24 protein-coding genes are annotated in these 26,358 nt (G+C 65.6%); 6 read left to right on the top strand and 18 right to left on the bottom strand.

Features of this window, described 5'->3' with window-relative positions; genetic code table 11:
• Positions 1-42: 42 nt before the first annotated feature.
• The 3 genes from L979_RS17045 (at position 43) to L979_RS03315 (ending at position 2,065) form a co-directional block, all read left to right on the top strand.
• Positions 43-525, top strand: coding sequence for an alpha/beta hydrolase-fold protein (locus L979_RS17045; protein WP_052209416.1), 483 nt, complete (start codon positions 43-45; stop codon positions 523-525).
• Between the two features lie 15 nt (positions 526-540).
• On the top strand, positions 541-1,035 hold the full coding sequence (locus tag L979_RS17040) for an alpha/beta hydrolase-fold protein (protein WP_052209415.1): 495 nt from the start codon (positions 541-543) through the stop codon (positions 1,033-1,035).
• 124 nt (positions 1,036-1,159) lie between these two features.
• Positions 1,160-2,065 carry a CPBP family intramembrane glutamic endopeptidase gene (locus L979_RS03315; protein ID WP_047689189.1) on the top strand — a complete coding sequence of 302 codons (906 nt, stop codon included), beginning with the start codon at positions 1,160-1,162 and terminating at the stop codon, positions 2,063-2,065.
• Between the two features lie 105 nt (positions 2,066-2,170).
• On the opposite strand, the gene L979_RS03310 is transcribed toward L979_RS03315, so the two are convergent.
• The 9 genes from L979_RS03310 to L979_RS03270 all read right to left on the bottom strand — a co-directional run bounded on the left by L979_RS03310 (position 2,171) and on the right by L979_RS03270 (position 12,427).
• The gene (locus tag L979_RS03310; RefSeq protein WP_156125354.1) at positions 2,171-2,692 is read right to left on the bottom strand and encodes a hypothetical protein; all 522 of its coding nucleotides are present in this window, start codon (positions 2,690-2,692) and stop codon (positions 2,171-2,173) included.
• A gap of 218 nt (positions 2,693-2,910) precedes the next feature.
• A complete protein-coding gene (gene proC, locus L979_RS03305; RefSeq protein WP_052209414.1) occupies positions 2,911-3,783 on the bottom strand; it encodes a pyrroline-5-carboxylate reductase in 873 nt (290 codons plus the stop codon).
• Positions 3,784-3,831: 48 nt separating this feature from the next.
• A complete protein-coding gene (locus L979_RS03300; RefSeq protein WP_081993683.1) occupies positions 3,832-4,692 on the bottom strand; it encodes a sugar phosphate isomerase/epimerase in 861 nt (286 codons plus the stop codon).
• A 1-nt stretch (position 4,693) separates the two neighbouring features.
• Complete coding sequence (locus L979_RS03295; protein ID WP_047689184.1) at positions 4,694-5,674, bottom strand: exopolyphosphatase; 981 nt, start codon at positions 5,672-5,674, stop codon at positions 4,694-4,696.
• 10 nt (positions 5,675-5,684) lie between these two features.
• Complete coding sequence (gene topA / locus L979_RS03290) at positions 5,685-8,489, bottom strand: type I DNA topoisomerase (protein WP_047689182.1); 2,805 nt, start codon at positions 8,487-8,489, stop codon at positions 5,685-5,687.
• 246 nt (positions 8,490-8,735) lie between these two features.
• On the bottom strand, positions 8,736-9,188 hold the full coding sequence (locus L979_RS03285) for a pyridoxamine 5'-phosphate oxidase family protein (protein WP_047689180.1): 453 nt from the start codon (positions 9,186-9,188) through the stop codon (positions 8,736-8,738).
• Positions 9,189-9,230: 42 nt separating this feature from the next.
• The gene (locus tag L979_RS03280) at positions 9,231-10,970 is read right to left on the bottom strand and encodes a methyltransferase (protein ID WP_047689177.1); all 1,740 of its coding nucleotides are present in this window, start codon (positions 10,968-10,970) and stop codon (positions 9,231-9,233) included.
• Positions 10,967-11,875, bottom strand: a complete 909-nt coding sequence (locus L979_RS03275; protein ID WP_047689174.1) for a rhodanese-related sulfurtransferase — start codon at positions 11,873-11,875, stop codon at positions 10,967-10,969. Before L979_RS03275 ends, L979_RS03280 begins: the two co-directional genes overlap by 4 nt.
• A gap of 96 nt (positions 11,876-11,971) precedes the next feature.
• Entirely contained in the window at positions 11,972-12,427 is a 456-nt protein-coding gene (locus L979_RS03270) for a pyridoxamine 5'-phosphate oxidase family protein (RefSeq protein WP_047689172.1), read from the bottom strand.
• Between the two features lie 103 nt (positions 12,428-12,530).
• Here L979_RS03270 and L979_RS03265 point away from each other — a divergent pair, with 103 nt between their 5' ends.
• The gene (locus tag L979_RS03265) at positions 12,531-14,915 is read left to right on the top strand and encodes a DEAD/DEAH box helicase (protein WP_231559372.1); all 2,385 of its coding nucleotides are present in this window, start codon (positions 12,531-12,533) and stop codon (positions 14,913-14,915) included.
• Here the strand turns inward: L979_RS03265 and L979_RS03260 are convergent.
• The 7 genes from L979_RS03260 to ssd form a co-directional block, all read right to left on the bottom strand.
• Positions 14,902-15,288, bottom strand: coding sequence for an Rv3654c family TadE-like protein (locus tag L979_RS03260; protein WP_047689167.1), 387 nt, complete (start codon positions 15,286-15,288; stop codon positions 14,902-14,904). The genes L979_RS03265 and L979_RS03260 overlap by 14 nt on opposite strands.
• A complete protein-coding gene (locus tag L979_RS03255) occupies positions 15,275-15,715 on the bottom strand; it encodes a TadE family type IV pilus minor pilin (protein ID WP_304413458.1) in 441 nt (146 codons plus the stop codon). Before L979_RS03255 ends, L979_RS03260 begins: the two co-directional genes overlap by 14 nt.
• A 109-nt stretch (positions 15,716-15,824) precedes the next feature.
• Positions 15,825-16,082 carry a DUF4244 domain-containing protein gene (locus L979_RS03250; protein WP_047689165.1) on the bottom strand — a complete coding sequence of 86 codons (258 nt, stop codon included), beginning with the start codon at positions 16,080-16,082 and terminating at the stop codon, positions 15,825-15,827.
• Between the two features lie 95 nt (positions 16,083-16,177).
• The gene (locus L979_RS03245) at positions 16,178-16,828 is read right to left on the bottom strand and encodes a type II secretion system F family protein (RefSeq protein WP_047689164.1); all 651 of its coding nucleotides are present in this window, start codon (positions 16,826-16,828) and stop codon (positions 16,178-16,180) included.
• Entirely contained in the window at positions 16,825-17,787 is a 963-nt protein-coding gene (locus L979_RS03240; RefSeq protein WP_231559371.1) for a type II secretion system F family protein, read from the bottom strand. Before L979_RS03240 ends, L979_RS03245 begins: the two co-directional genes overlap by 4 nt.
• Positions 17,784-18,965, bottom strand: coding sequence for a TadA family conjugal transfer-associated ATPase (locus L979_RS03235; RefSeq protein ID WP_047689162.1), 1,182 nt, complete (start codon positions 18,963-18,965; stop codon positions 17,784-17,786). Before L979_RS03235 ends, L979_RS03240 begins: the two co-directional genes overlap by 4 nt.
• The gene (ssd, locus tag L979_RS03230; protein ID WP_052209413.1) at positions 18,962-20,263 is read right to left on the bottom strand and encodes a septum site-determining protein Ssd; all 1,302 of its coding nucleotides are present in this window, start codon (positions 20,261-20,263) and stop codon (positions 18,962-18,964) included. Before ssd ends, L979_RS03235 begins: the two co-directional genes overlap by 4 nt.
• 196 nt (positions 20,264-20,459) lie before the next feature.
• Between ssd and L979_RS03225 the strand changes: the two genes are divergently transcribed.
• Complete coding sequence (locus L979_RS03225; RefSeq protein ID WP_047689160.1) at positions 20,460-22,286, top strand: bifunctional 3'-5' exonuclease/DNA polymerase; 1,827 nt, start codon at positions 20,460-20,462, stop codon at positions 22,284-22,286.
• Between the two features lie 4 nt (positions 22,287-22,290).
• On the opposite strand, the gene L979_RS03220 is transcribed toward L979_RS03225, so the two are convergent.
• Together L979_RS03220 and nth are read right to left on the bottom strand one after the other, a co-directional pair.
• A complete protein-coding gene (locus L979_RS03220; RefSeq protein ID WP_081993697.1) occupies positions 22,291-23,127 on the bottom strand; it encodes a CoA pyrophosphatase in 837 nt (278 codons plus the stop codon).
• Positions 23,128-23,174: 47 nt separating this feature from the next.
• Positions 23,175-24,107: an endonuclease III gene (gene nth / locus L979_RS03215; protein ID WP_081993681.1), complete on the bottom strand. Its 933-nt coding sequence runs from the start codon at positions 24,105-24,107 to the stop codon at positions 23,175-23,177.
• 251 nt (positions 24,108-24,358) lie between these two features.
• Here nth and acs point away from each other — a divergent pair, with 251 nt between their 5' ends.
• Positions 24,359-26,302: an acetate--CoA ligase gene (gene acs / locus L979_RS03210; RefSeq protein ID WP_047689156.1), complete on the top strand. Its 1,944-nt coding sequence runs from the start codon at positions 24,359-24,361 to the stop codon at positions 26,300-26,302.
• Positions 26,303-26,358: the final 56 nt, after the last annotated feature.

Below are 26,358 nucleotides of genomic sequence, written 5' to 3'. Positions count from 1 at the left end.
GCCAAGCCTGCGTCGGCAAGCAGGTTTGCAAGGGAGTTCGGCATGTCCGCTCGATCACGTCAGGTACTGGTGGTGTCCGTTGCGCTGGCCGCAGTCCTTCTCCTGTTGGCGCTGGTCCTCAACTGGGACCGGGTGCGCGGCTATGAGCAGCGTCTTGAGGAAAAGGTTGCGGTGGGCTCCGCCGCGGACAGCCCGGAGCCGGCAGCCACCGCGGTACCTCCGGCCGCAGTTCCCAGTTCTGGTCCGTTGGACATCACCGGCCAGGAGGCCTTGAGCGAACGCACGACCTTGTACTCCCTCTCAACACCCCTGGTGGCCACGCCCGAGACCACAGACGGCCCCACCGTGATGGTCACCTTGCCGGAGGGTTACGACCCTTCACAGAAGTACCCCGTGCTGTATCTGCTCACCGGCACCGCCGAGGGTGAATCTCCTTCCGGTTGGTACGACGAAGCCTCCGTGGAGGATGCCACCACCGGTTTGAACGCGATTGTGGTGGCACTGGATGACGGTTGGTACGGCTGATACACGGACTGGACCGTGCCCAGTGATGAGCCCCGTGCCTGGCGTACCTTCCACCTGGATCAGATGATCCCGTGGGTGGATGCCACGTTCCCCACCATCAACTCCCCCTCCGGTCGCGCCGTGGCAGGGGCCTCCGCTGGTGGGTTCGGGGCCATGACCTACGCGGAGGTGCGGCCAGATCTGTTCGGAGACTGCCAGCGCACCACCCAGGCCAATTGGGATGACCAGGACCCCTCCCTGAACACGGAGTCCCTGGCAGGCAAGCCCCTGTGGGTGTACTCGGGCTCCGGGGATTATTACGAGGCTCAGCTGCAGGAGACGTCACAGGAGTTTGCGCAGGCAGCCACGTCCTCCGGTGCGCAGGTCACCGAACGTACATACGCGCAACTCAACGACGACGGCGCCGACACTCCTGTCGGTGAGTGCACCGAAGGTCATGAGTGGAGCTGCTGGTCCATATCCTTGAAGGACTGGACTCCTGAGCTGCAAGCGTTCTTTGATCGCGGCTGACGCACTGCCCCGCTGGGGATGGTCTCCCCCGTTGTGAGGAGACAAGTCGGCACCATCGGCTGAGGTGGCGCCGACCGGGCCTCTCTACCGTGGACGGTGAGACCACCGGAATACGAGGAGCAACGTGACCACCTCCCCCGTTCATCCCCGCAACCACCCGCCGCGCCTGCCTGCGTGGGCACGGGTACTGATCCCGGTGGTGGTGTTCATGCCTCTGGCTGCCAGCCCTTTGCTGGCGTTGCAGCTACCTGCAGTGCGCCATGCAGCCGACCAACCCACACTGTGGGGTGCCGTCACACTCGTGGCTGCCTTTGGCATCGCGTTGACGGCATATCTGGTGGTTTCGATCCTTCTGGTGCGCTGGGTGGACCGCCGTCCTGCTGCGGCCCTGGGTTTGAAGGTCACCGTCCACGGCCTGACGGGCATGGGGGTTGGAGTGCTGGTGGCCCTGCTGGTGGGTGTCGGAGGCACGGTGGTGGCAGATGTCCTGGGCCTGGGCCGCGACGCCGCCCAGGCGGCTGACTCATTCCTGGAATACCCCGACCTTGCGTTGCTGGTTCTGCTGCTTGGGCAGGCTTTCGTGCTGCAGGGCATCGGGGAGGAAGTACTGTTCCGCGGCTACCTGTTGCAAACCCTGAACAAATCGCCCAGGGCGGCGGTGTTCATTGCTGCCGCGGCGTTCGCCGTGCCGCACCTGAGCTCCCAAGGCGGGCAGGAATCTGCAGTGGAGCACCTGATCTACCTCTGGATCCCGTTCGGCTTCTCCGTCAGTGCGGCGGCTCTGGCCATCAGGTTTCGTTCCGTGTGGGCGGCGGTGGGTGTCCACGGTGGGTTCCACGTGTCCACGTACCTGTGTTTTGCGCTGGGGCTCACCCTGGAAGGACCCGGACTGTGGTTGGTCTTGGGCACCCCGCACCTTGTGGTGGGAGTGATTCTGATGGCCCAGACACCGAGCGGGCGGTGGCGGGAGATCGCCACCTGTGGCACCTACACCCCATCCGCCATCTCTGAACCACGGAGTCGCCATTGAGTTTCTACCGCCCGTCACCGAGACCTCCGTTATGACCCGAATATCACGCGAATGTGGGCCTTATCGGAGGTCTCGGGGCGGGTGGAACGCCTCCGTGCTGATGAGTCACTTCCGATTCTCGCGCAGAAACTCATCGGTCATCGCTTGAGTTTCTGAAACCTTGCGTCGAATCTGCGCGTGGGCCATCCCTTGTTTCCACTGCTTGTCCCACAACAGGGCATGACCTACAGCAACAAATAGCGCGAGTGCTCCGAGAGAAAAGGCCCATGGACCATTCCACGCGCCCGGTGTGGCCAGTAATCCACCCACCAAAACGCCCGATGCGGCAGCGATAACCAGATCAACCAGAAGGAGGCCCACGCCGCCGGGACTCGGATGCCGCTGCACCCGAGTGAAGTGAGCAAAAACCAACGAGCCGACCAGAGTTTGTACCAGGACTAGGGCAACCACCAGCCCCGCGCACACAAGAAAACCCAAGCGCTCAAGAGGTAGGAGGAAAGGCAACAAGAGTCCGAGGGCGATCAACGGAAGCCCATAGGTGAAAATATCGAGCACGATGCGGCCAATAAAAATGTCACCGAAACTTGGTGGCTCCCAGGGCTCATCCAAGTCAATCCGACTGTTCAAGTATGGGTCTCCACCAAAACTAGTCACGCCACTTCCCCCTGACCATCAGAGCAACATCATTGACAGTCAATCACGATCGCAACTCGCGGACTGGTACCAGTGCCCATCACACCGGTTGCTGGACCCAGCCAACAGAAAGGTCGAGACCTCCGTTATGACCCGAAAATCAGGCAAATGTGGGCTGTAACGGAGGTCTCGGCAGGGGGTGGGGGTGGGGGTCAGCCGCAGAACTCCTGCTCCATGGCATCTCCCCTATTGGCCGATGCCGCCACGGCATCGGCCACCAGCTGCTCGATCCCTCCGTCCAGGAAGGTGTTGATGGCCTGTTCCGTGGTGCCGTTGGGACTGGTCACGGCTTTGCGCAGGGCCTCGGAGTCGGCGTCCTCCGGGGAGAGCAGCACCCCGGCGCCGCTGACCGTCTCCTTGGCCAGGACACGGGCCACCTCCGGGTCCAGGCCCAGCTTCTGGCCGGCCTTCTGCATCATCTCGGCCAGCAGGAACACATAGGCAGGTCCGGAACCGGAAACCCCGGTCACGGCACGGATCTGCTCCTCCGGGACGTTCACCACGGTGCCCACCTGGGAGAGAACACCGGACACTGTGTCCAGTTGCTCCTGCGATGTGTGCTCGCCTCCCGTCACGGAGAGCACACCGCGCCCCACGGAGGACGGCGTGTTGGGCATGCTCCGCACGATCGGCTGTCCTTGGGGCAGATGATCAGCCATGGCGGCCAGCGTGATGCCTGCTGCCACAGAAACCACCACAGTTCCTGGGCTCAAGGCCTCTGAGATCTCATCACACAGTTCCAGGATGGCGTAGGGCTTGACCCCCAGCAGCACCACGTCGGCGCCATCCACGGCACGCGTGTTGGCTGCTGCATCCGCATCCGAGGCGAACACCTGCACACCGGTTTCCTCCGCCAGCTTCTGTGCGGATTCCTCCGAGCGCGTGGTGGCCCGCATCCTGTCCGCGGAAACCCCGGAGGCCAGCACCCCGCGCAGGATGGAGCCGTTCATGGAGCCGGTGCCCAAGAAGGCGATCACAGGAGCCGTTGCGTCAGCGGTCTCCGCCGGGGCTGATGTGTCAGTCATGGAACGGTCCTTTCACAAACGCACGTCACGCGGGGGCCGTCCTGACCGTCAGGCTTCCGAGCTCTTGCGGAAATGGGTCCGGGCAAAGTCCAAGGACTCCGCCATCATGGCGTCCCGGTGGTCTTCGGACTTGGCGGAACGGGTGTTGATCTCCACGCCCAGAACGCCTTGCCAGTCGTGATCGGCCAGGTAGCGCAAGGTCTCTGCCACCGGCTGTTGGCCTTGGCCGGGGATCAGGTGTTCATCGGAGGTGCCGCCGTCGTTGCCGTCCGTCAAGTGGATGTGGCCCAGTCGCGAACGCAGCTCCCGGACGGCCTCCAAGGAGTTGACCTTGGCGATCGAGGCGTGGGAGAAGTCCCAGGTGACCCAGTCGTAGTCGAACTTCCGGGGATCCCAGTGGGGGCGGTACATCTGCATTTCGCGCCCACCCACCCGCCACGGGTACATGTTCTCCACGGCAATCTTCACGCCGGTCATGTCAAAGAGTTTGTGCACGCCTTCCACAAAGGAACGCCCGTACTTGGGTTGCCAGGCAAAGGGCGGGTGGGCCACCACCACGTCCGCGCCCACCTGTTCCACCATCTTGGCGGCCATCTGGATCTTGGTCCATGGTCTGCCCCACACCTGCTGGGTGAAGAACAGCGTGGGCGCGTGGATGGCGGAAATGGGCATCTGGTACTTCTGGGAAGCATCCAACAGCTGATGGGTCAGCTGGGTCATGCGCTGGTGGGTGACCAGCACCTCCACGGAGTCATAGCCAAGTTCTGAAGCCACCCGGAAGGTCTCCGGGGGCTCTGCCAGGAACAGGCAGCTGGTGGACAGCGCCACGTGCGGGGTGGGCCCGGCGGACTCCCCCGATGCACCGGCAACAGGGTTGGGGCCAGGATCTTGTGCAGCCGACTCAGCCATGTCAGCTCACCCGCCCGATGATCTCTGACGGGCGGTTCAGCACCACATCCGGGTCCACGTGCAAACGGTCCAGGCGTCGCAGGATCACACCTTCACGCAATGCCCACGGGCAGATCTGCACGGTCTCCACCCCCAACATGGACATGGCCGACTCAGCCACAATGCCTGCCGCCAACATCTGTGCGGCACGGTTGACGGAGACCCCGGGCAATTCCGCGCGTTCGGAGGCGGTCATGGCCTCCATGCGTCGGGTCCACAGGCGCAGGTCCTCAAGGTGCATGGGCCGCGGAACGTAGGGCCCCTCGCCCTTGGGTGCTGCACCGCAGATCCGGGCCAGAGAGCGGAAAGACTTGGAGGTCCCAGCCGTCAACGTTGGGGTTCCCACGGCGGAGATGGTCTCCACGGCAGGGGTCAACAGACGGGTCACGTGCTGCCGGAGGCGCTTGGTTTCCGAGGGCAGTGCGGCCTCCCCGTGGATGAACCGGCGGGTCAGACGCGCCGCCCCCAACGGCACGGACACGGCAGCAGCCGGCAACCCGTTGTCCCCGATGGCCATTTCAAAGGAACCGCCACCGATGTCCAGGTCAAGAATCCGCCCAGCACTCCACCCGAACCATCGGCGTACTGCGGAGAAGGTCACGGCAGCCTCTTGGTCGCCTGAGATCTCGATCAGGTTCACACCGGAGCGTGACTGCACGTGCTCCAGGACCTCGCCACCGTTGCCGGCCTCGCGGATGGCGGAGGTGGCAAAGGCCAGGAGGTCCTCGGCGTCGTTCTCCGCGGCAAAATCTCGGGCCTCGGTGACAAAGGAGGTCAGGGCATCCCGGCCCTCCGCACTGATGTTGCCCGCAGCATCCAGGTACCGCACCAACCGCAGATCCGTTTTGTGGGCTGCGTAGGGCACCGGTTGGGAGCCCGGATACACATCCAGCAGCAGCAGGTGAACGGTGTTGGACCCGACGTCCAGGACTCCCAAGCGCATGGTTCCGAGCCTACTTGGCCGCAGCCGTGGATCGCTTACGGGTGGTGGTTCCCGCCTTCTTGCGAGTCCCCGGGCTCGCGGACTTGGCCCGCGACGACGACGCCCGCCCCGTCTTCTTGGGAGCCGGTCCCTTGGCGCGCTTCTCCGAGAGCAGCTGGCTGGCCCGCTCCGGGGTCATCTGCTCCACGGTTTCTGAACGCGGCACGGTCACATTGGTTTCGCCATCGGTGATGTACTCGCCGAACCGGCCTTCCTTGATGATCATGGGCCGCTCCGTGATGGGATCCGTGCCCAGGTCCTTCAGTGGCGGCTTGGCGGCACCGCGGCCGCGCTGCTTGGGCAGTGCGTAGATCCGCTGGGCTTCCTCCAGCGTGATGCCGAAGATCTGATCTTCTGTGCTCAGCGAGCGTGAGTCCGAGCCCTTCTTGAGATACGGCCCGTAGCGCCCGTTCTGGGAAGTGATCATCTCCCCGTCCTTGTCCTCACCCACTTCGCGGGGCAGGGACAGCAGCTTCAGGGCATCGTCCAGGGTCAGTTCCTGCATGTCCATGGACTGGAACAACGACGCCGTCCGCGGCTTGGGTTTCTCGATCTTCTTGGGCTTGGGGTTGCCGTTCTTGTAGTACTCGGTGGGAATGGCATCCAGCTCTTCCTGAGTGGGTTCAGGAATGACCTCTGAAACGTAGGGGCCGTAGCGGCCGTCCTTGACCACAATGGTGCTCCCGGTCTGGGGGTCCGAGCCCAGTTCACGGCCATCGGCCCGGCCAATCTCCATGAGCTCGGTGACCTTCTCCGGCGTCAGCTCGTCCGGGGCCAGGGATTCGGGAACGTTGGCGCGCACCGGATCCGTGACCTCACCGGTTTCGGCATCCACCGATCCCCCTGATTCCAGGTAGGGCCCGTACTTACCCACACGCAGGGTGACGTCCTCGGTGAGCTTGATGGAGTTCAGCGCCCGGGCGTCAATGTCCCCCAGGTCATCCACGATCGGCTTGAGACCGTTCTCCGAGCCGTCCTCTCCGAAGTAAAAGCGCTGCAGCCACTCCTGACGGTCCTCCTCACCGCGAGAGATCCGGTCCAGGCCTTCTTCCATCTCTGCGGTGAAGTCATAGTCCACGTAGTCGGAGAAGTGTTCTTCCAGCAGACGGACCACGGAGAACGCCGTCCAGGACGGGATCAGTGCGGTGCCGCGGACCTTGACGTAGCCGCGGTCCACGATCGTGGAAATCACAGCCGCGTAGGTGGAGGGTCGGCCAATGCCCATCTCGTCCATGGCCGCCACCAGGGAGGCTTCCGTGTAGCGGGCCGGAGGACGGGTGGAGTGACCGTCCGCGGTGACCTCTGCGGCCTCCAGGGCATCGCCCTCTTCCATCTGCGGCAGGCGCTTGTCCGTAGCCTTGCCAGAATCCTGCGAGTCCTTGGAGGTGTCCTTGGCTTCCTGGTATGCGGAGAGGAAACCCGGGAAGGTGATCACGGTGCCGGAGGCCGTGAATTCGGCGGCGCGGCCATCCGTTGCGGTGGCGCCCAACCGGACCGTGGCAGTGAAACCCTTGGCATCAGCCATCTGGGAGGCCACGGTGCGCTGCCAGATCAGCTCGTAGAGCTTGAACTCATCGGCAGACAGGGACTTGCGCACCTGGTCCGGTGTGCGGAAGGAGTCCCCGGCGGGGCGGATGGCCTCGTGCGCCTCCTGGGCGTTCTTGGACTTGGAGGCATAGGTGCGCGGGGAATCCGGAACGTAGTCCGCCCCCCACAGCTCCTTGACCTGGCGCCGCGCTGCCGTGACGGCCTGCGTGGACAGGGCCACGGAGTCCGTACGCATGTAAGTGATGTAGCCGTTTTCGTACAACCGCTGCGCCACCTGCATGGTGGAACGTGCGGAGAAGTGCAGTTTGCGGGCGGCGTCCTGCTGCAACGTGGACGTGGTGAACGGGGCCTTGGGACGGGAGACGTAGGGCTTGGTCTCTTGGGACACGACCGTGAAGGCGGCCTCTGCCAAGCCCTTGGCCAAGGAGGTGGCTTCCTGCTCGCCCAGGTGGACCAGTGTGCCGGGCTTCTTCAGGGCGCCGTCGTCGTTGAAATCCTTGCCCCCGGCAACCTTTTTGCCGTCCACGGTGACCAACCGGGCGCCAAAGGTGGAACCGGCATCCGGGCCCGTGGTGCACGTGAACTGGCCATTGAGATCCCAGTAGTCGGCGGAGACAAACGCCATGCGCTCGCGTTCGCGCTGAACCACCATGCGGGTGGCCACGGACTGAACACGGCCTGCAGAAAGTCCGGAGGAGACCTTGCGCCACAGCACGGGAGAGATTTCGTAACCGTAGAGGCGGTCCAGCACACGCCGGGTTTCCTGGGCGTCCACCAGGTCCTGATCCAGGTCCCGCAACTCGCCAAAGGCGCGCTCAATGGCCTCCCGGGTGATTTCCGGGAAGGTGATCCGGTAGACGGGAACCTTGGGCTTGAGGACCTCGTACAGGTGCCAGGCGATGGCCTCACCTTCACGGTCACCATCCGTGGCCAGGTAAAGGGCGTCACATTCCTTGAGCTTGCGCTTGAGCTCTGTGACCTTTTTCTTCTTGTCCGGGTTGACCACGTAGTAGGGGTCAAAACCGGAGTCCACGTCCACGGCGAACTTGCCGTAGGAGCCCTTCTTCATCTCCGTGGGCAACTCGGAGGGCTGCGGAAGATCACGGATGTGGCCCATGGACGAATCCACCTCATAGGCATCACCCAAATACCCCGCAATGGTCTTGACCTTGGACGGGGACTCCACGATGAGCAGGCTCTTGCCTGTTCCCGTGTTCTTGTTGGCCACAGTCTCTCCTCAGCGCCTCTGCGCGGTTGTCTCTGCCGACTTCACACCGTAACTTCCCCACCTTAACCGCACGAACATTGGGCGCCGTCCGCGCGCCCAGCCCTGTGGATCGCGGGATCGGGCACTGTTCAAGGTGGGATCGCGGGCTAGGCAAGGCGGGATCAGGCACCCGAGCCAGGCTCGGTGCAGCACAGCAAAAGGCCGCGGAACCCTCCAAGGTTCCGCGGCCACAAGCGGTGATGTGATTCAGTCGTCCTGGTCTGGGGAATCCGTTGCGGTGTTGGCCGAGACGGGGAAGGCGCGCCCGGAGACCTGCTCAGGCTCGATCACCACAAAGTAGGGTTTGAAGGAACGGATCCAGGGGCGCAGGTTCAGACCTTCGGCCATCTCGAACTCAGGACCGTCCTCGATACGGCGAGCGCGTCCGTGGACCACTACGGAAGTGACTTCCTGGTGTTCGTCATCCAGACGCACCTTGCGGTCGGCTTCAAAGGCCACCTGGTTGTTGATCACCAGGGAGGCCAGCTTGGAACCCTGCGCGGTGCGAAACCACAGCTTGCGCTGGTGGACCACAAAGTTCACGGGGAAAATGTCCACCACTCCGGAGACCACCACGGCCAGGCGCCCGAAAGGCTCCGAATCCAGCAGTTCCCAGGCTTCATCACGGGTCAGTTCGCGGTATCGGTTCTCGGTGCTCATGCGGGCATTATTTCATCGCACGAGCCCCCAGTCAGCCCCGTGTCAGTCATCCGGGGCAAGGAATCCGTCCGTCAACAGGTGGCGGGCCTCCTCCAGAACGGCTTTGCCCTCCACGGATTCTTCCGCCGGTTGCTCCCAGCCCAACAGGGCACCCAGTGCGGTCACGATCTGATGCACGGACAGCTCACCGTCACAGGCCCCCACCAGTCCAGCCGTGTTGGAGGTCAGCACGTTGGTTCGCTGCAGTCCTGCCCCTTGGCGCAGCAGGATCACGGAGGGGTCCGCAGCGCCCGGCCGCAGGTGCCGCTCCTCGGTCACGTGCTCCGGCACCACCAGATGCAGATCCGTCCAGCGTTGCCCCAGTACGTCCAGGACGTCCTGACGCTGCACCGCCTCGGCCGTGACCGGGGCAATGGGCTGCTGGAATGGGTGGGTCAGTTCCTCAAAACGACGACGACGCTGCCTGGAACGCCCCGGTTTCTGCAACCGGACGTAGCCGAAACCAACGGCAGCCACATTCCGTGCGGCAAAGTCCTCCAAGTAGGCGCGATACGCGGACTCATAGCTGTCACGGTCCAGGTGTTCGGAGGCATCCCGCAACCAGGTTTCGGCGTAGGTTTCCGGACTCTGGGTTTCGCGTTGGATCACCCAGGCATCCAGTGCCTCCGGGATCCACGCGGCCACCCGGTCCTGCCAACCCTGCCCGTCCTGGCCGCCGGCTCCGTTCTGGAAGCTCGCGCCGTTCTGGCTGCCCGTCCCGTCGAATTCTTGCCGCGTGGCGGGGACCTCCCAGTTGGCCAGAAGATGCGCCACCGCACCTGTGGTCATCACGGTGTCCAGCTGCCCCACCAGATCCGCCACCAGACGGTCCCCGGGGCGGCCGCCGTCGCGGTAGATGTACCGCTCTGCTTCCGTCTCCCCTGGTGAGCGCGGGGTGATCACGAAGGGCGGGTTGGTGACCACCAGGTTGAACTGGTCACCGGCCACGGGCTCCAGCAGGGACCCTTGCCGCAGTTCCACCCGGTCTTCCAGATGCTCCGGATCCAACCCCAGCGCCGGCGCATTGAGCACCAGGTTGAATCGGGTGAACGCCAGCGCACGCTCGGATAGGTCCGTGGCCACCACGTGGCGGCAATGCTGCAGAAGATGGAAGAGCTGGACCCCACACCCGGTGCCGATGTCCAGAGCCCGCTGGACCTGTGGGCGTTCCGTGATCTGTGCCAATGTCAGGGAGGCTCCGCCGATGCCCAGCACGTAATCGTGGCGCAGTGCAGCACCCGGGCGCTGGAAGGCGGTCAGATCCGCAGCCACCCACAACTCCAGTCCGCTGTCTGCGGCATGCAGATCAAGATCCACCACGGAGCGGACCCAACCCTGGCTGACGTTCTGCGTCAGGCCACCGTCCTGGACGGTGTCTTCCCCCGGAGAACTCAGGCCCAAGACGGCCTCCACCAGGCCCAGGTCCATCCACTGGTCAAGCTCGATCTGCGGCAGAACACGCTTGACTTCCTGCACACTCACCGACCTGGCCAGGATGAACAGTTCAATCAGTGCGCAGACCCCGTCCCAGGTCCCTGTACTTCGGTGCCGGTCCAGAGCCAGCAGGGCCGGTGCTGCTTGATCGCGGCTGAGTGCCTCCACCGCGGAGTCACCCAGATGGCGCCGAACACCGTCGGCGGTGAAATCCGCTGATTCCAGGACTTCACGGAAAGCGCGGATGGCACTCAGGTCATCAGAGCGGGGCGCTCCGGCCACCTGGCTGAAGGCAGAAGTGGTTCTCATGCGTTGACCTCGGGGTGGGCGGGACGGCATCCGGTGGGGCAGCGCAGGCCGTCGTCGTCGTGAATCCGGACGTGCTCGGCACAGGCCAGGAGGCGGTGATGGCAGGTGGGGTCACTGCAGTTGACGAAGGTGTTGGCCGGCTTCCCGCAGACGTCGCAGGTCCCGATCACGGCAGCCTCCGGCGAGAAGTCGATGGCGCCGCGGGCGTCAAAAACGGCCAGCGATCCCTCCCACAAACCCGAGTCCTGGCGGGCCTCCCCGTAGCGGACGATTCCGCCGTCCAGCTGGTAGACCTCCTGGAAACCACGCTGGATCATCAGGGCGGAGAGGAACTCGCAGCGGATGCCACCCGTGCAGTAGGTGACCACAGGTTTGTCCTTGAGGTGGTCGTACTTGCCGGAATCCAGTTCCGTCACAAAGTCGTGAGTGGTCTCCACCTCCGGGACCACGGCGTCCTTGAACTTGCCGATCCGCGCTTCCCAGGCGTTACGGCCGTCAAAGAACACCAGGTCATCCCGGGAATCAGCCATGTGGTCCAGCTCCTGCGGGGAGATGTGGGTGCCACCGCCCACCACACCGTTCTGGTCCACGGTCACCTGACCGGGTGCACCGAATGCCACCAGCTCATCACGCACCTTCACGGACAGGCGCGGGAAATCCCCGGCCGATCCATCCGACCATTTCAGTTCCATGCCCCGGAATCCCGGATAGGAACGGGTGATCTTGGCGTACTGCTTCAGTGCGTTGACCTCACCACCCACGGTTCCGTTGAGACCCTCCAGGGAGACCAGGATGCGGCCGCGCAAACCCAGGCGTTCGCACAGTTCCCGTTGCCACAGCGCTATGGCCTGCGGATCGGGAAGCGGAGTGAGGCTGTAGTACAAGAGGATGCGATTCACGGACACGCAACAAGGGTAGTCGCGTGCCCGTGAACGGGGTGCCGGGTTGGATCAGCCCCGGCAAGCCAGGCGGGACTGCCTGCCTCAGACGTAGTGCGGACCTCAGCCCAGGCGGAAGCTGCGTCCGGTGACCCGGGTGGGTTCGATCTCCACGAACTCGATCTTCTCCGTGTCCAGCCACGGCTTGAGATCCAGGGACCGAGCGTGCTCCAGCTCCGCAGAATCCGTGAGCTGACGGGCGCTGCCACGCACCATCACGGACCAGGCGGTGTCACCGGCCACCCGATCGATCTCCAGTGCCACCTTGCCGGTCAGGGTCAGGCGGAAGAGCTTGGCGCCGCGGGCAGTGCGGAAGTACAGCTTCCGTTTGGAGGCCACAAAGTTGATGGGGGTGATCTCGATTTCCTGGTCGTCCATGGTGGCCAGACGCCCGAATCGCGCCGCCTCCAGGTACTCCCAGCACTGGTCCTCGGTCAGAGCCTCACTGGCCTTGGCCTGCTGGTGGGCCTGGCTGTCATCCGGCAAGGGGGCTGGGTTCATCATGCTTCCGGTGCTCATACCTAGATTCTTGCACCCGCCGTGGCGGGCATCACACAGGCTGGCAATTTCTTACACATCGGCAGTGGAGTCCATGCCTTGCGGCGGTGGGAGAATGCCGCCTGTGCCTGAATTCGATTCCCTCATCCCCTTGCTGGGCCGTGGTGCCGCCCCGGAGGAGATCCGGCACATCCGAAACCTGCCCGCCCGTGAGGCTGTGACCTCGCCGTGGCCGGATGCCATTCACCCGGACGTGGTGCAGGCCTACGCACTGGCAGGGGTTCATCATCCGTACCGGCACCAGGCAGAGGCCATGACTGCTGCCGGTCAGGGCCACACCGTGGTGGCCACGGGTACCGCCTCTGGCAAGTCCATGGCATACCAAGCACCCGTGCTGTCCACCATTCACGCGGGCCGTTTGATCGCCCAGGCCTCCCCCGGTGTCCTGCAGCACCCGGAGGAAGCCACTGCCCTCTACCTGTCACCCACCAAAGCCCTGGCTGCAGATCAGTTGACCGCGTTGCAGGCGCTGTCCCGGCACCTGAGCGCCCGGGTGCACAGCTACGACGGCGACACCCCGCAGCAACAGCGCCGCTGGATCAGGGACCATGCAGATCTGGTGCTGTGCAATCCGGACATGCTCCACACCGGGGTGCTGCCCAATCACCCTCAGTGGTCCAGGTTCCTGCGGCGGCTGCGCTACGTGATCGTGGACGAGGCCCACGTGTACCGGGGTGTGTTCGGCTCACACGTGGCCAACGTGCTGCGGCGGCTGCGCCGGGTGGCCGCCCTCTACGGCACCGATCCGGTGTTCATCGGGGCATCTGCGACTTCTGCTGCACCCCAGGACTCGTTCTCCCGGTTGATCGGTGTGAACCCGGATGCTGTCACGGCGGTGACCAGAGACGATTCCCCCCACGGTGCCGTGACCGTGGTGCTCTGGGAACCCGAACAGTCCGGCCCGGAGGGTGAGAACGGTGCCCCCACGCGCCGCAGTGTGTTGGCCGAGTCCGCGGACATGCTCACGGACCTGGCCCTGAAACAGGTCCGCACGCTGGCTTTCGTGGGGTCCCGCCGTGGTGCGGAAGCCGTGGCGCAGATGGCGCACCGGCAGCTGGATGAGGTGGAACCGGGGCTGGCTCACCGCGTGGCCGCCTACCGCGCCGGTTTCCTTCCGGAGGAACGCCGGGAGCTGGAGGAGCAGTTGCGCGACGGCCGTCTCCTGGGCCTGGCCTCCACATCAGCGCTAGAACTGGGGATCGATGTTGCCGGACTGGATGCAGTGTTGGTGGCCGGGTGGCCTGGAACACGGGCGTCGTTCTTCCAACAGGTGGGACGTGCGGGACGTGCAGGGCAGGACGCCCTGGCTGCGTTCATTGCCCGGGACGACCCCCTGGACACCTACCTGGTGAACCACCCGGAGGCCATTTTTGATGTGTCCGTGGAAGCCACCATCTTCGACCCCGGCAACCCGTACGTCCTGGCCCCGCACCTGTGCGCCGCCGCTGCCGAGCAGCCCCTCAAACCCTCGGATCTGGACCTGTTCGACCCCGCCGCACCCGGCATCCTGGAATCTTTGGTCAACGCCGGACAGTTACGACGACGCCCGGCCGGCTGGTTCTGGACCCGATCGGAAGATCCTGCGGCCATGATCTCCATCCGGGCAGAAGGTGGCGGCCCGCTGAACATCGTTGAGACCGACACCGGGCAGTTATTGGGATCCATTGGAACGGGTCAGGCCCACCAGCAGACTCACCCTGGTGCCATCTACGTGCATCAGGGCCGAACCTACGTGGTGGATGACCTTGACCTGGCACACCACGTGGTCACCGTGACCCGGGCTCACCCTGACTACTACACCCAGGCGCGGGACGTGACCTCTGTGAAGGTGATCCAGGAGGAACGTCACCAGACCTGGGGTCCCATCACCGTGCATTCGGGCCAGGTGCAGGTGACCTCCCAGGTGGTCTCCTACCAACGCAAGGCGATTCCGGGCAACGAGATCATTGGGGAGGAACCCTTGGAGTTGCCTCCCACGGATCTGTTCACCAAGTCCGTGTGGTTCACCGCACCAGGACCGGTGCTGGCCGCGGCAGGTGTTCAGGAGGCTGATTTCCCGGGTGCCTTGCACGCCGCCGAACACGCCATGATCGGCTTGCTGCCCCTGCTGGCCACGTGTGACCGCTGGGATGTGGGTGGCCTGTCCACGGCCCTGCATGCCGACACCCAACTGCCCACGATCTTTGTGCACGACGGCCACCCCGGAGGTGCCGGTTTTGCCGAACGAGGTTACGACATGGCGGCGTCCTGGCTTGCTGCCACCAAAGCGGCGATTGAGTCCTGCTCCTGCGAGTCCGGGTGTCCGTCCTGCGTGCAGTCGCCCAAGTGCGGCAACCGCAACAACCCGTTGGACAAGGCTGGTGCGATCGCACTGTTGGGAGCATTTCTGGACCACGCCCCCTCAACGGCCACGTCCGATACGCCGACAGATGGGGTCACTGGTCGCTGAAGGGGCTGTCCTGGGGAGGCCCTGCACGGCTGACACTTTCGGCTTGCCCCAGGGGCGCGAGCGCACCGGTGAGGTCGATCCCCACCGTCACGTCCACCGTGCTCAGTTCAGGTTCCACCAGGGTGCACTCCAGCAACTCGGCGTCGTTGTCCGCCGCCACCTGTGCGGCGATCTGGCATGGGTCCCCCGGCATGAGACCGCGGGCCACATCCGCGGCAGCCAACGCGGAGAGGTCAGCCACGTTCCCGGCTCGGTGTTTCAGCACAGCGGCTTGCCCCACCAGAAGCACCACGCCCAGCAGGAAGATGGCCACCAACACGGTGGTCAGGCCAAACACGGTGCCAGACCCGTCATCCACATCACGGTTGTCCATCGAGGACCACCCCTTCCGTGATGGTGGAAGCCGATGCCGAGAGATCCAGGGCACCCCAGTCCCCCAAGATCCCGGGTGCCGGCATGACCACCTCCGCCTCGGCTCGGCCGTCACGAATGGCCACCGTGACTTCTGCTCGTTCTCCAGCAATGGAGCGGGCTTCCTTGACCGCGGCGGTCTCGGTCTCTCCACGCGCCACCACCCGCGCGGCAGCCCCAGCGGCTTCTTCACACCGCACTTGGGTGGCAGCAGCTGCTCCTCCGGCCAGAACCACGGCAAGCACCAGCATGATGGCCGGCAGCACCACGGCGGTTTCGGCCGTCACGGCGCCGTCGTCGTTGTGTTTGGGCCTGTGGACGGGTGCGTGCGGCGGGTCTCCGAAAACCCTGCCGCACAGATGCCGCAGGCTGAACAGTGGGGTGGACATGCTGACCTCCTGATGAGGATCGGATGAAGCTGCCCGGGATTGACCCGGTGGGTGTGGAGGTGGGGAAGTCCTCAGGCCGCCGCAGAGGATTCCGCGGCGGCCCGAGTGCTCAGATGCCCAGGGCCTTGTTGATGATGGCCATGAGCAGTTCGCTCACGGCATCCGAGGCGATCACCGCTGCCATGACGCCGCCGAAGGCAGCAGCAGCCAGCAGGACAATGGCGTACTCGACCGTGGAGGCACCCAGATCGGGGTCGTGAGCCAGCAGCTGCGTTCCCGGTGCCATGACCTCGCCTTCCAGGGCCTGATCGGTGACCACGGCGTTGTTGTTGGTGGCGGCAGTGGCGGAGTTGTTGATGGTGGACATTGTTCTTCCTCTTTCTGTTGGCCCCTGATGGGGTTGGTGACCGGCCCAGCAGGTGCTGGGACGGGGTTTGTGGGCGGTGCCGCGGCACCGGTGGCCTAGCCGAAAAAATCCGGGACCAGACCGATCAGGACGGGGACAATTCCCCAGGCGATGAAGGCGGGCAGTGAACACAGCCCCAGCGGGACCACCAGGTGCACCGCGAGTTTTTCCGCAGCGGCTTCTGCCCGCCGGTGTTCGGCTCGGCGCACCTGTGCAGATGCGGCACGCAATGCCGAGGACGACGGCGCCCCGGAGACTGCCGCGAACGTCAGCGCAGAGCGCAGGTCCAGGACGGAGACCGGAGGTGAGGGCGCTGCCGCCCAGGCCTGACGCCACGGCAACCCCAGGGACAGACCTGCCCCGACGGTGCGCAGAGCACCACCTGCAGGACCCTCGATGCTCTGGCCCAGAACCACCAGGCTGCGGTCCACGGGGACACCGGCGTCCAACATGGAGGCCACCAGTTCCACCAGAACTCCCGCGGAAACCTGCTCGTGATCAGTGCCACGGTTGGTTCCGGAGGTGGTCCTCTCCGACTGCACTGCATGGGCCCCCGCCACCGACGTGGTCTGGGTGGCTCCCTCGCTGGCCAGGTGTTCCAGAGCGCGAACGCCTCCCTGGCGTACCGGCAACCACAGAAGGCCCAGGCCGGCACCCAGCAAGCAGGCCACCACGAGTCCCAAGATCACGGAGGTCACAACACTCATGACGCCACCGCCTGGGATGCTGGGGCGCTCACATCCCCAGGGCGGCGCCTGGTCGAACGGTTGGGCCGGCCTGATGCGCCCCGAGTCGGTTTGGCGTCGGCGGCGTGTTCGGCACGGTGGACAAGGCGCCCGGTCCAGATCCGCCCGATCACCGTGAGCACAGCCCCCACAAAACCTGCTGCCAGACCCCACGGGGTGGTCAGCAAGGTGCGTACGGGATCCGCGCCGATCAGCATGCCCAGCCCCAGGGCGAGCACCGGCAGGCACGTCAGGATGTTCACGGTGGCCCGCGATCCGGCCAGGGCTGTCTCTCGCGCGGCTGCCGCGTCCAGATCTGCCTCCGTGGCTTCCGCCAACCCCTCCAGCAGGGCGGCCAGGGGCGCACCGGTGCGTTCGGAAACTTCCCAACAGCGGGCCAGATCCGAGAGCACGGAAACCTCCACCCTGCGCAGCCGGGGGCTTTGCGCAGCGGGTTGGTGCGCCAGCGAACGCAACGTCACGGATGGCGCCCGTCCGATGGTGGTGGCCCGCGCCACGGTGGAGCACACCGCGTTGATCCGCCGGCCGGTGTGGGAGGGGTCCGTGGCCTCGGCCAGGGAGAGAGCTGCCACCTCGAAGGCGGAGCCGGAGGTCCTTCCCACCCTCAGCAGAGCTGCCAACTGGCGCATCCACACCACCCATTCGGCGGATTCGGCAGCGGCACGCCTGGCCTGCCCCGGGCGGATGCGCCGCAGGAGAACGATGATCGGCCCACCATCAGGGCCGGCATGACGAGGTTCCTGGGGCTCGCCGGTGCCTGCGGATCCGAGCTTCCGGAAGTCACGGGCCCCGCCCGATCCGTGCCGGTCAGTTCGCGCCACAGTGGTCAGCACCCGGCTGCGGGAACCGATGGGAAGCAGCAGCACCCCCAGTGCCAGAACGGTGCACAACACACCTGCGGTCACACTCAGCACGGTCATGACTGCTCACCCCGCTGAGCCAGCTGCGCCAAAGCGTCCCAACCAGGACCGGGTGTGTAGCCCTCCCCGTTGTAGGAACAGGCCGGATTCATGTGCAGGGCCCCGTGGGCTTCCTCCAGCAGGGACACGGCCTGCACCACGCGCCGGGAGCCACGCCGGTCCAGATGCACCACCAGATCCAGCGCGGATCCTGCCTGCAGGGCAACGGCCTGGCTGCTCATGCCACCCAATGCACCCAGTGCTGCCAGGCGGGCAGGAACGGCGTCTGCAGAGTTGGCGTGCACCGTGCCGGCTCCGGTGTGCCCGGTGTTCAATGCCGTGAGCAGTTCGCGGACCTCCGCTCCGCGGCACTCCCCCACCACAATGCGGTCCGGGCGCATCCGCAGTGACTGGCGGACCAGTTCTGCAAGCTCAATGGCTCCGGCTCCTTCCACGTTGGCGTGGCGGGCCTGCATCCCCACCACGTGTGGGTGGGCAGGCCTGAGTTCGGCGGCGTCCTCGATCAGCACGATGCGCTCATGCGCCGGACAGGCACTGAGCAAGGCGTTGAGAACAGTGGTTTTGCCGGCACCGGTGGAGCCCGTGACCAGCAGGTTGGCTCCACCGGCGGTGGCAGCCAACAGCAGGTCCAGGACCCGGCGGGTGACGGTGGCGCTGTCCACCAGGTCCTCCACGGTGATCACGTCTCTGTGCCGGAAGCGCACGGAGACCAGCGTTCCGCCGGTGGAGATGGGTGGCAGGACGGCATGGACTCGCATGCCGTCAGGGGTTTGTACGTCAACACACGGGTGGGCCTCGTCCAGGCGGCGGCCCGCAGCGGAGATCAGGCGCGTGGCCAGGGCGCGGACTTCGTCGTCGTTGGTGAACGGGGAGGCCACACGTACCGGGCCGTTGCCGGCCTCCCACCAGACCTCCCGTGCTCCGTTGATCCAGACATCGGTGAGCCCAGTGGCAGGAAGCATGTGTTGCAAGGGACCCAGGCCGGTCAGCTCTGCACGGATGCTGCGCACCGCGTGGAGGGTCCCGGCAGCACCCAGCACGTGACCGGAAGCCCGAACGGCGCGGGCAATGCGCTCATCCGTGACTGCTGCCCCGTCCAACAACAAGGCCTCCCGAACGGTCTCCAGGAGCACGGGGTCCACGGCGGCGACAGCATGGCTGGGAACTGTGGAGGTCATCGCGGGTCACCACCCAGCACACCTGTCAGAACACGTCCGGACCGGCCAGAAGCACCGGAAGTCAGGCTCTGTGAGAGCTCGTCCCACACCGCCGCCACGGTGTGCTGGTGGTGGCGCTTGCGCCCGCGCTCCAGCAGCCGGCCACTTTCCGCGGCCTCCGGCACACGGCCGTCAAAACGCACATGTCCCAGGGGCGTGCGCCCCAGGGCTTCCTGCACCAGGGTTTCGTCGACGTCAGCCACGTCCACACCGCACAGCACGTATTCGGCGCAACCCGAACTCAGGACGTTGGTGGCCTGGTGTGCCGCCAACACACCCCTGACGGTTCGCGGCATGGCCACCAGCACGACGTCGCACTGTGCCGCCAGTGACTCCAATCCGGCCCGGGCCCGCCCCAGATCCAGTACCACCGCCTGAGCCACGGTGCGCAGGGCAGCCAACACGTGGGTCAACGGGGCGTCCTGGCGCAACCAGGTCCCCCGGTCCCAGGACAGCCAGTGCAAGCCAGGTTGGTCCGGGTGCTGCGGCAAGAGTGGCAGCAGCTGTTCACCACGCAGGACCCCGCGGGCCCTGCACAGATCCGGCCACCGCATGGCTTCCACGGACTCCAGCCCCAGCAGCAGGTCCACTCCACAGCTGTCAGGATCGGCATCCACCAACACGCTCAACGCGCCATCGGCTGCGGCATCGGCAGCCAACCAACAGGCCAGGGTGGAGGCTCCGACTCCGCCCACGGCACCCACCACTCCCACCACCACCGCCGGGGTGGTGGTGGCGGCGGCGGTGCGCGGGGCCAGACGGTCCGCCAACCAGGATTCCGCCTCCGGCAACAACGCCACGGGGCACCCACCCAGCAGGGCCGCGGCATCCCACAGGCCGTTGTCCCCGGCCCGCCCCAGCAGAACGACGTCGCCGCCCTCCGGCCGCTGGCCCGATCCGTCAGTCAGGGCTTGGACGTCCAACAGGCAGACATCCACACCCGCCAACGCACCACCAACCTGGCTGATCTGCAGCTGAGCCCCGGCAGATGCGCAGATTCCGGCCACCATGTCCCGCAGAACGGAGTCGTGGCTGACCAAGCCCACACGCAGTCCGTCACCCTGGACCACATCCCCCACCCAGGCGGGGGAATCCGGACCGACCTGGGCGGCGTCGTCGTGGCTCCAGGTGAGGTCCTGGGTGCGGGTGAGAGCTTCCGGTTCACCGTCAGAGCCTGCGTGAGCGCTCGGCTGCGACTGCCACGGTGGGGCGCTGTGGGCGCCTCGTGGCCGGTGTGCGGAACGGGTTGGTGTGTTCATGACCACAACGTTGCCCCCGGTCAGCTGGGGTTTGCTGGGGCATGCTCACCAACTGTGCACAACGTCCAGAGGGCGAGTGGAAGTGATGGCACTGTGGATCACTGAACCCCAGCCCATCGCCCCCCAAGAACGGGGACCACCGCGTTCACCCGATCCACAACGGTCAGCGCACCAGCCAGTGCCCAGGCACAATGGCATGGTGTTCGTGATTGCCTCTCAGCAGACCCCCGGTGCCGCATCAGCCGGCGCCACGGAGGCATCGGCACAGACCTTCCTGCTTCAGGAGGTGGAGGCCTCCGGCTCTCCGGTCGGGACCGCCAACACCTTGGCCCTGCCGGAAGTCATCCAGTTCATTCATGACCAGGTACAGGCCGCCCACTCCAACGGCCGAACAGCCCCACGCTGGGTTTTTGAACGCGGCGCGGTCCTGCTGCCGCAGCTCTTGGACCAGGACCCCACCCTGCCGCTGACCCACCTGCATGACCTGCGTTTGGCCCAAACCATCCTGCACACAGCTGCTCAGGCGGAGGGCTCCGGGGTCACCTACCACCCCGTTCTGCCGCCACTGCCGCCCCATGAGCATCCTGGAATCGCACCCGCAGCCCCCGTGAGGTCCGCCTGGCACGGCCCCGGGGAGGGCCAATTGGGGTTGTTCGAAAACCCGCGGTCAGATCCCCAGGCCCCACAAGTACAGGAGCACCTGCAAGGCCTGGTGGCTGAACTGAGCGCACAGCTGGCAGCCATCAAGAACGCCCGTTCGCCTTCCAAGCTCGGCCTGTTGGTGGCCCTGGAATCCACCGGCGCGTTGCTGGCCGCGGACATGAATCGCGTGGGCATCGCCTGGGACACCCACGTCCACCGTGCATTGCTTGAGGACAGCCTGGGACCAGAACCCCACGGCACCCAGCGGCCCGCCAAGATGCAGACCGCAGCCGTGGCCGTGCAGAACGCCCTCAGCTCCCCCACCGTCAACCCGGATTCGCCGCAGTCCCTGCTGCGCGCCTTGAAAGATGCCGGGGTGCCGGTGGAATCCACCAGCCAGTGGTTGTTGACGGGCTGGGTTCAGGGGGCGCCGTCGTCGTCTGTTGGGGAACGCGAGCGGCGGGAGGCGTTGATCCAACCAGTGTTGGACTACAAGAAGCTCTCTCGCCTGCTCACTGCCAACGGTTGGCACTGGTTGGAGAACTGGGTGAGGGAGGACCGGTTTCACGCCGAGTACGTGGTGGGCGGAGTGGTCACCGGCCGATGGGCGGCCCGCGGTGGCGGTGCGCTGCAGATCCCCAAGGTGGTGCGCTCAGCAGTGCGTCCGGGGCCGGGGCGCAAGCTGGTGGTGGCCGATGCCGCCCAACTGGAACCGCGCGTATTGGCCGTCCTGGCACGGGATGACGCCCTGGCGGAGGCCTCGCGGGATCGGGATCTCTACCTGTCCATAGCAGAACAAGGCCGGGCCAGGAACACCGGGTTGACTGAGCGGGACCACGCCAAGGTGGCCCTGTTGGGGGCCATGTACGGGGCCACCACCGGGGACAGCGGCCGACTCATGCCACAACTGACCCGCGTGTTCCCCAAAGCCGTGGGCTACGTGGAGCACGCCGCCCGGGTGGGTGAACGCGGTGATCCGGTGTGCACGTGGCTGGGCCGCTGGTCACCACGCCCGGACGATCAGTGGTTCACCGCCACGGCGGACACCGCCACGGCCGCAGGTGAACGGCGAGCACAGTCCATGAGAAGAACGCAGGGGCGGTTCACCAGGAACTTTGTGGTCCAAGGCAGTGCCGCGGAATGGGCGATGGCGTGGATGGGCCGCGTGCGGGCAGGACTCAAGCAGGCCGAATTGGATGCAGACCTGGTGTTCTTCCTGCATGACGAAATCATGGTGGACACCAAAGAATCCCAGGCGGACACGGTGGAGGCCGTGGTGCGCTCGGCAGCATGGGAGGCCACCCAGGTCGTGTTCGGCAACGTTCCCGTTCAGTTCCCGGTCACGGTGGTCACCGTGGACAGCTACGACCAAGCCAAATGAGTCATCAGCGTGGAGCCGGGCGGACGTCCTCCGTGTTCCACGGCTGATGCCAGTGGGCTGCACTGAGCAGGTGATCCAACAGGATCCCGGTGAAACCCCACACCACAACGTCACCATCACCGCCTGCGGGATCCGTGATCTCCCGGGGGATCCGGAAGGCCGGTGACCGGTGACGCAGGCGCGGAAAGTCCGGGCCGGAGATCCGTACCTCCGCGTAGTGGCGCCGGGACGGGTCCACCAGGTCAAGAACGGGCGTTCGGAACACCAAGGAGGACTCCGCGTGGTCCACCACGTTCACGGACACCGGCTCTTTCCACCACCCCACCACAGGGGTCACCTGGTGACTGGAGACCGCCAACGGGGTACGCGGCAGCACACCCAGGACCTCCACACCGTCCGGGTCCAGCCCGGTCTCCTCCTGCGCTTCCCGTAGCGCAGCACGGACGTAGGCAGCCTGCGCGTCACCGGCGGGCAGCTTGATCCGATCGTCAGGATCGTGGGGATCTCCGTCCTCCGGATCCAACCGTCCTCCCGGGAAGGCAACCTGCCCGGGGTGGGCCCGCAGTGTGGCGGCGCGTTGAACCAACAGCAGATCAAGCTCCGCAGTCACGTGACCGGCGCACTCGCAGCGCACAGCAGGCACGTCGTCCAGGGTCCCCAGCAGGATCAACACTGCGGACTCCCGCATGTTCTCCCCGGCGGGGATGTCCTGGATGCGCAACGGTCCGCCCGCATTCAGCGTCTCAATGGCGTGGATCAGATCCGCCCGGGCCTGATCGGTTCGGCTCTGGTCGGTCCGACCGTGATCGACTCCGGCCTGATCAGTTCGGGCTTGATTCATGCCGACCTGCACCGTTGTGCTCGGGTCCCTGCTGGCCTCCCTCATGGTCACAGCTCCAGTCCGTGGCCGGCTGCGCGCAGTTCACGCCGGGTCAAGCCATCCATGTACCCCTGCAACAACTCCTCACGCCCGGCCCCGAATTCGTAAGTCATCAATGCCGCCGCCGTCTCCGTTTCAGTGGGTCCTGCCCCATAGGACGGGCACAGATCCGCCACGGGGCACACTCCACAGGCGGGTTTGCGAGCGTGGCAGATACGCCGCCCGTGATACACCAGCCTGTGGGAGAGGTCGGTCCAGTCCTTGGGTTCGAACAAGGCCATCACGTCCTGCTCCACCTTGACCGGGTCTTCCTGCTCGGTCCACTCGAACCTGCGGGCCAGCCGCCCGAAATGCGTGTCCACGGTGATACCCGGGGTGTCAAAGGCATTGCCCAACACCACGTTGGCGGTCTTGCGCCCCACCCCGGGAAGGGTCACCAACTCCTCCAGAGTCCCTGGGACATCGCCGTCGAAATCATCCTCCACCCGCTGAGCCAGTCCCTGAATGGACTTGGCCTTGGAGCGGTAAAAACCCAAGGGGCGCACCATCTCCTCAACGTCAGTTCGCTCCGCCTCCGCCAGCGCACGCGGCGTGGCCCACCGCCCAAACAAGGCCGGAGTGATGGCGTTGACCCGCACATCCGTGGTCTGGGCGGAGAGCACCGTGGCCACCAGCAGTTCCCACGCCGATCCAAAATCCAGTTCGGCCACAGCATAGGGGTAACTGCGACCCAGAACGGTGTTGATCTTGCGCGCCCGCCGTTTCCGGGCCAGCTCGGTTTCGATTCTCCCCGTACGACGACGCCGGGAAGCTCCCGCCCTGGCCTTGGCAGGATCCACCACGCGCAGATGATCTGGGACGGGGCCACCAACTGACCGGCGCAAAGGATGCGGGTGCGTGTCAGATCCGGGTGCGTGGGCGGCGTCGTCGGTGGTGGTCATGGTTCTGATGCTACGTGGTGCCATCCGGGCACCGCGTGAGCGGACCGGGCGGCACCAGCCCCGAATCCGCTCCGGCAGATACCTGCCGGAGCCGTAATGCGGGCCCCAAGTTAGACACGTGTGGAATCCGACCCCGCAAGTGCTCTAGTCTCAAACCGAACATGTGACGCCGGGCACAAACGCGCCGTCGTCCTCGCCGCCCGGGGCACCATCTCCGGGCGGCGAGCCACCTTGGTAAGGAGCACCAGCCGATGACCGAGCAGAGCAACGAGCAGCAGACCTACGCCCCGCCGCAGGCATTCGTGGATCAGGCCAACGGCGGCACTGACCTCTACGAGCGCGTCGAGGCAGAAGGCACCGAGTTCTGGGCCGCCCAGGCCCGGGAGCTGCTGACCTGGTCCAAGGACTTCACCACCACGCTGGACTGGTCCAACCCGCCGTTTGCCAAGTGGTTCGAGGACGGCACCCTCAATGCCGCCTACAACGCCGTGGACCGCCACGTGGAGGCCGGCAACGGAGACCGTGTGGCCCTGTTGTTCGAGGGTGAGCCCGGCGATTCCCGTTCCTACACCTATGCAGAACTCAAGGACGAGGTCTCCAAGGCAGCCAACGGCTTTGCCTCCCTGGGTGTGGGCAAGGGCGACCGGGTGGCCGTTTACATGCCCATGATTGCCGAAGCCGTGATCACCATGCTGGCCTGCGCCCGCCTGGGCGCCATCCACTCGGTGGTTTTTGGTGGCTTCTCCTCCGAAGCCGTGCGCTCCCGCGTGGAGGACGGCGAGGCCAAGTTGGTGGTGACCGCTGACGGCTCCTACCGCCGTGGCAAGCCCACCACCTTGAAGCCCGCCGTGGATGCCGCGCTGGAAAAGGGTGGGGACTCCGTCCAGCACGTGCTGGTGGTCAGGCGCAACGGCGTGGACACGGAGATGACAGAGGGCCGTGACGTGTGGTGGCACGACGTCGTGGACACGGCCTCCACCGAGCACACCCCGGAGGAGATGGGCGCGGAGGATCCGCTGTTCATCCTCTACACCTCCGGCACCACCGGTAAGCCCAAGGGCGTTCTGCACACCACGGGTGGTTACCTCACCCAGGGTGCTTCCTCCATGAAGTACACCTTTGACCTCAAGCCGGAGACGGACGTCTACTGGTGCACCGCCGACGTCGGTTGGGTCACCGGGCACTCCTACGTGGCCTACGGTCCGCTGGTCATGGGTGCCACCCAGGTCATTTACGAGGGCACCCCCGATTCCCCGCACCGCGGCCGGTTCTGGGAGATCGTCCAGAAGTACGGGGTGACCATCATGTACACCTCACCCACCGCCATCCGCACCATGATGAAGTGGGGCGAGGAGATCCCCGCCGAGTACGACCTCACCTCACTACGCCTTCTGGGCACCGTGGGCGAGGCCATCAACCCGGAGGCCTGGACATGGTTCCACCGCGTGATCGGCGGCGGCAACTGCCCGATCGTGGACACCTGGTGGCAGACCGAAACCGGCGCCCACATGATCACCCAGCTGCCCGGTGTGACCGTGGCCAAGCCCGGCTCCGCCCAGCGCCCGCTGGCCGGGGTCAAGGTGGACGTGGTGGATGAGATGGGCGAGTCCCTGGACAAGGGGCAGTCCGGCTTCCTGGTGGTCCGCGAGCCCTGGCCGTCCATGATGCGCACCATCTGGGGCGATGACGACCGTTTTGTCCAGACCTACTGGTCCCGCTTTGACGGCATGTATTTTGCCGGCGACGGCGCCCGGTTCGACGACGACGGCGACATCTGGATCCTGGGCCGCGTGGATGACGTCATGAACGTCTCCGGGCACCGCCTGTCCACCTCGGAGATCGAGTCCGCTCTGGTCTCCCACCCGACCGTGGCCGAGGCCGCCGTGGTGGGTGCTGAGGACGAGACCACCGGTCAGGCCGTGGTGGCGTTCGTGATCCTCACGGATGAGGCCGCTGCCGAGGGGCACGACAAGGCTGAGCTGGGTGGGAAGCTGCGGGCCCACGTGGGTCAGGAAATCTCCCCGATCGCCAAGCCCAAGCGTGTGTTGATCGTCCCGGAACTGCCCAAGACCCGTTCCGGCAAGATCATGCGCCGCCTGCTTAAGGACGTTGCGGAGGACCGCCCGGTCGGTGACGTGACCACGTTGGCCGATCAGACCGTGATGCAGCAGATCGTGGATTCACTGCAGGACTGAGCCTGCCTGCCGGGTTCTCCCCAGCCGAACAGTGGCTTGTGCCGCTCATCAGCTCC

The organism is Kocuria sp. ZOR0020 (assembly GCF_000800955.1).
In the GTDB taxonomy this organism is placed as follows: domain Bacteria; phylum Actinomycetota; class Actinomycetes; order Actinomycetales; family Micrococcaceae; genus Kocuria; species Kocuria subflava.
Note: the sequence above shows the minus strand (reverse complement) of the source record. Positions and strands in the feature narration are given on the sequence as shown.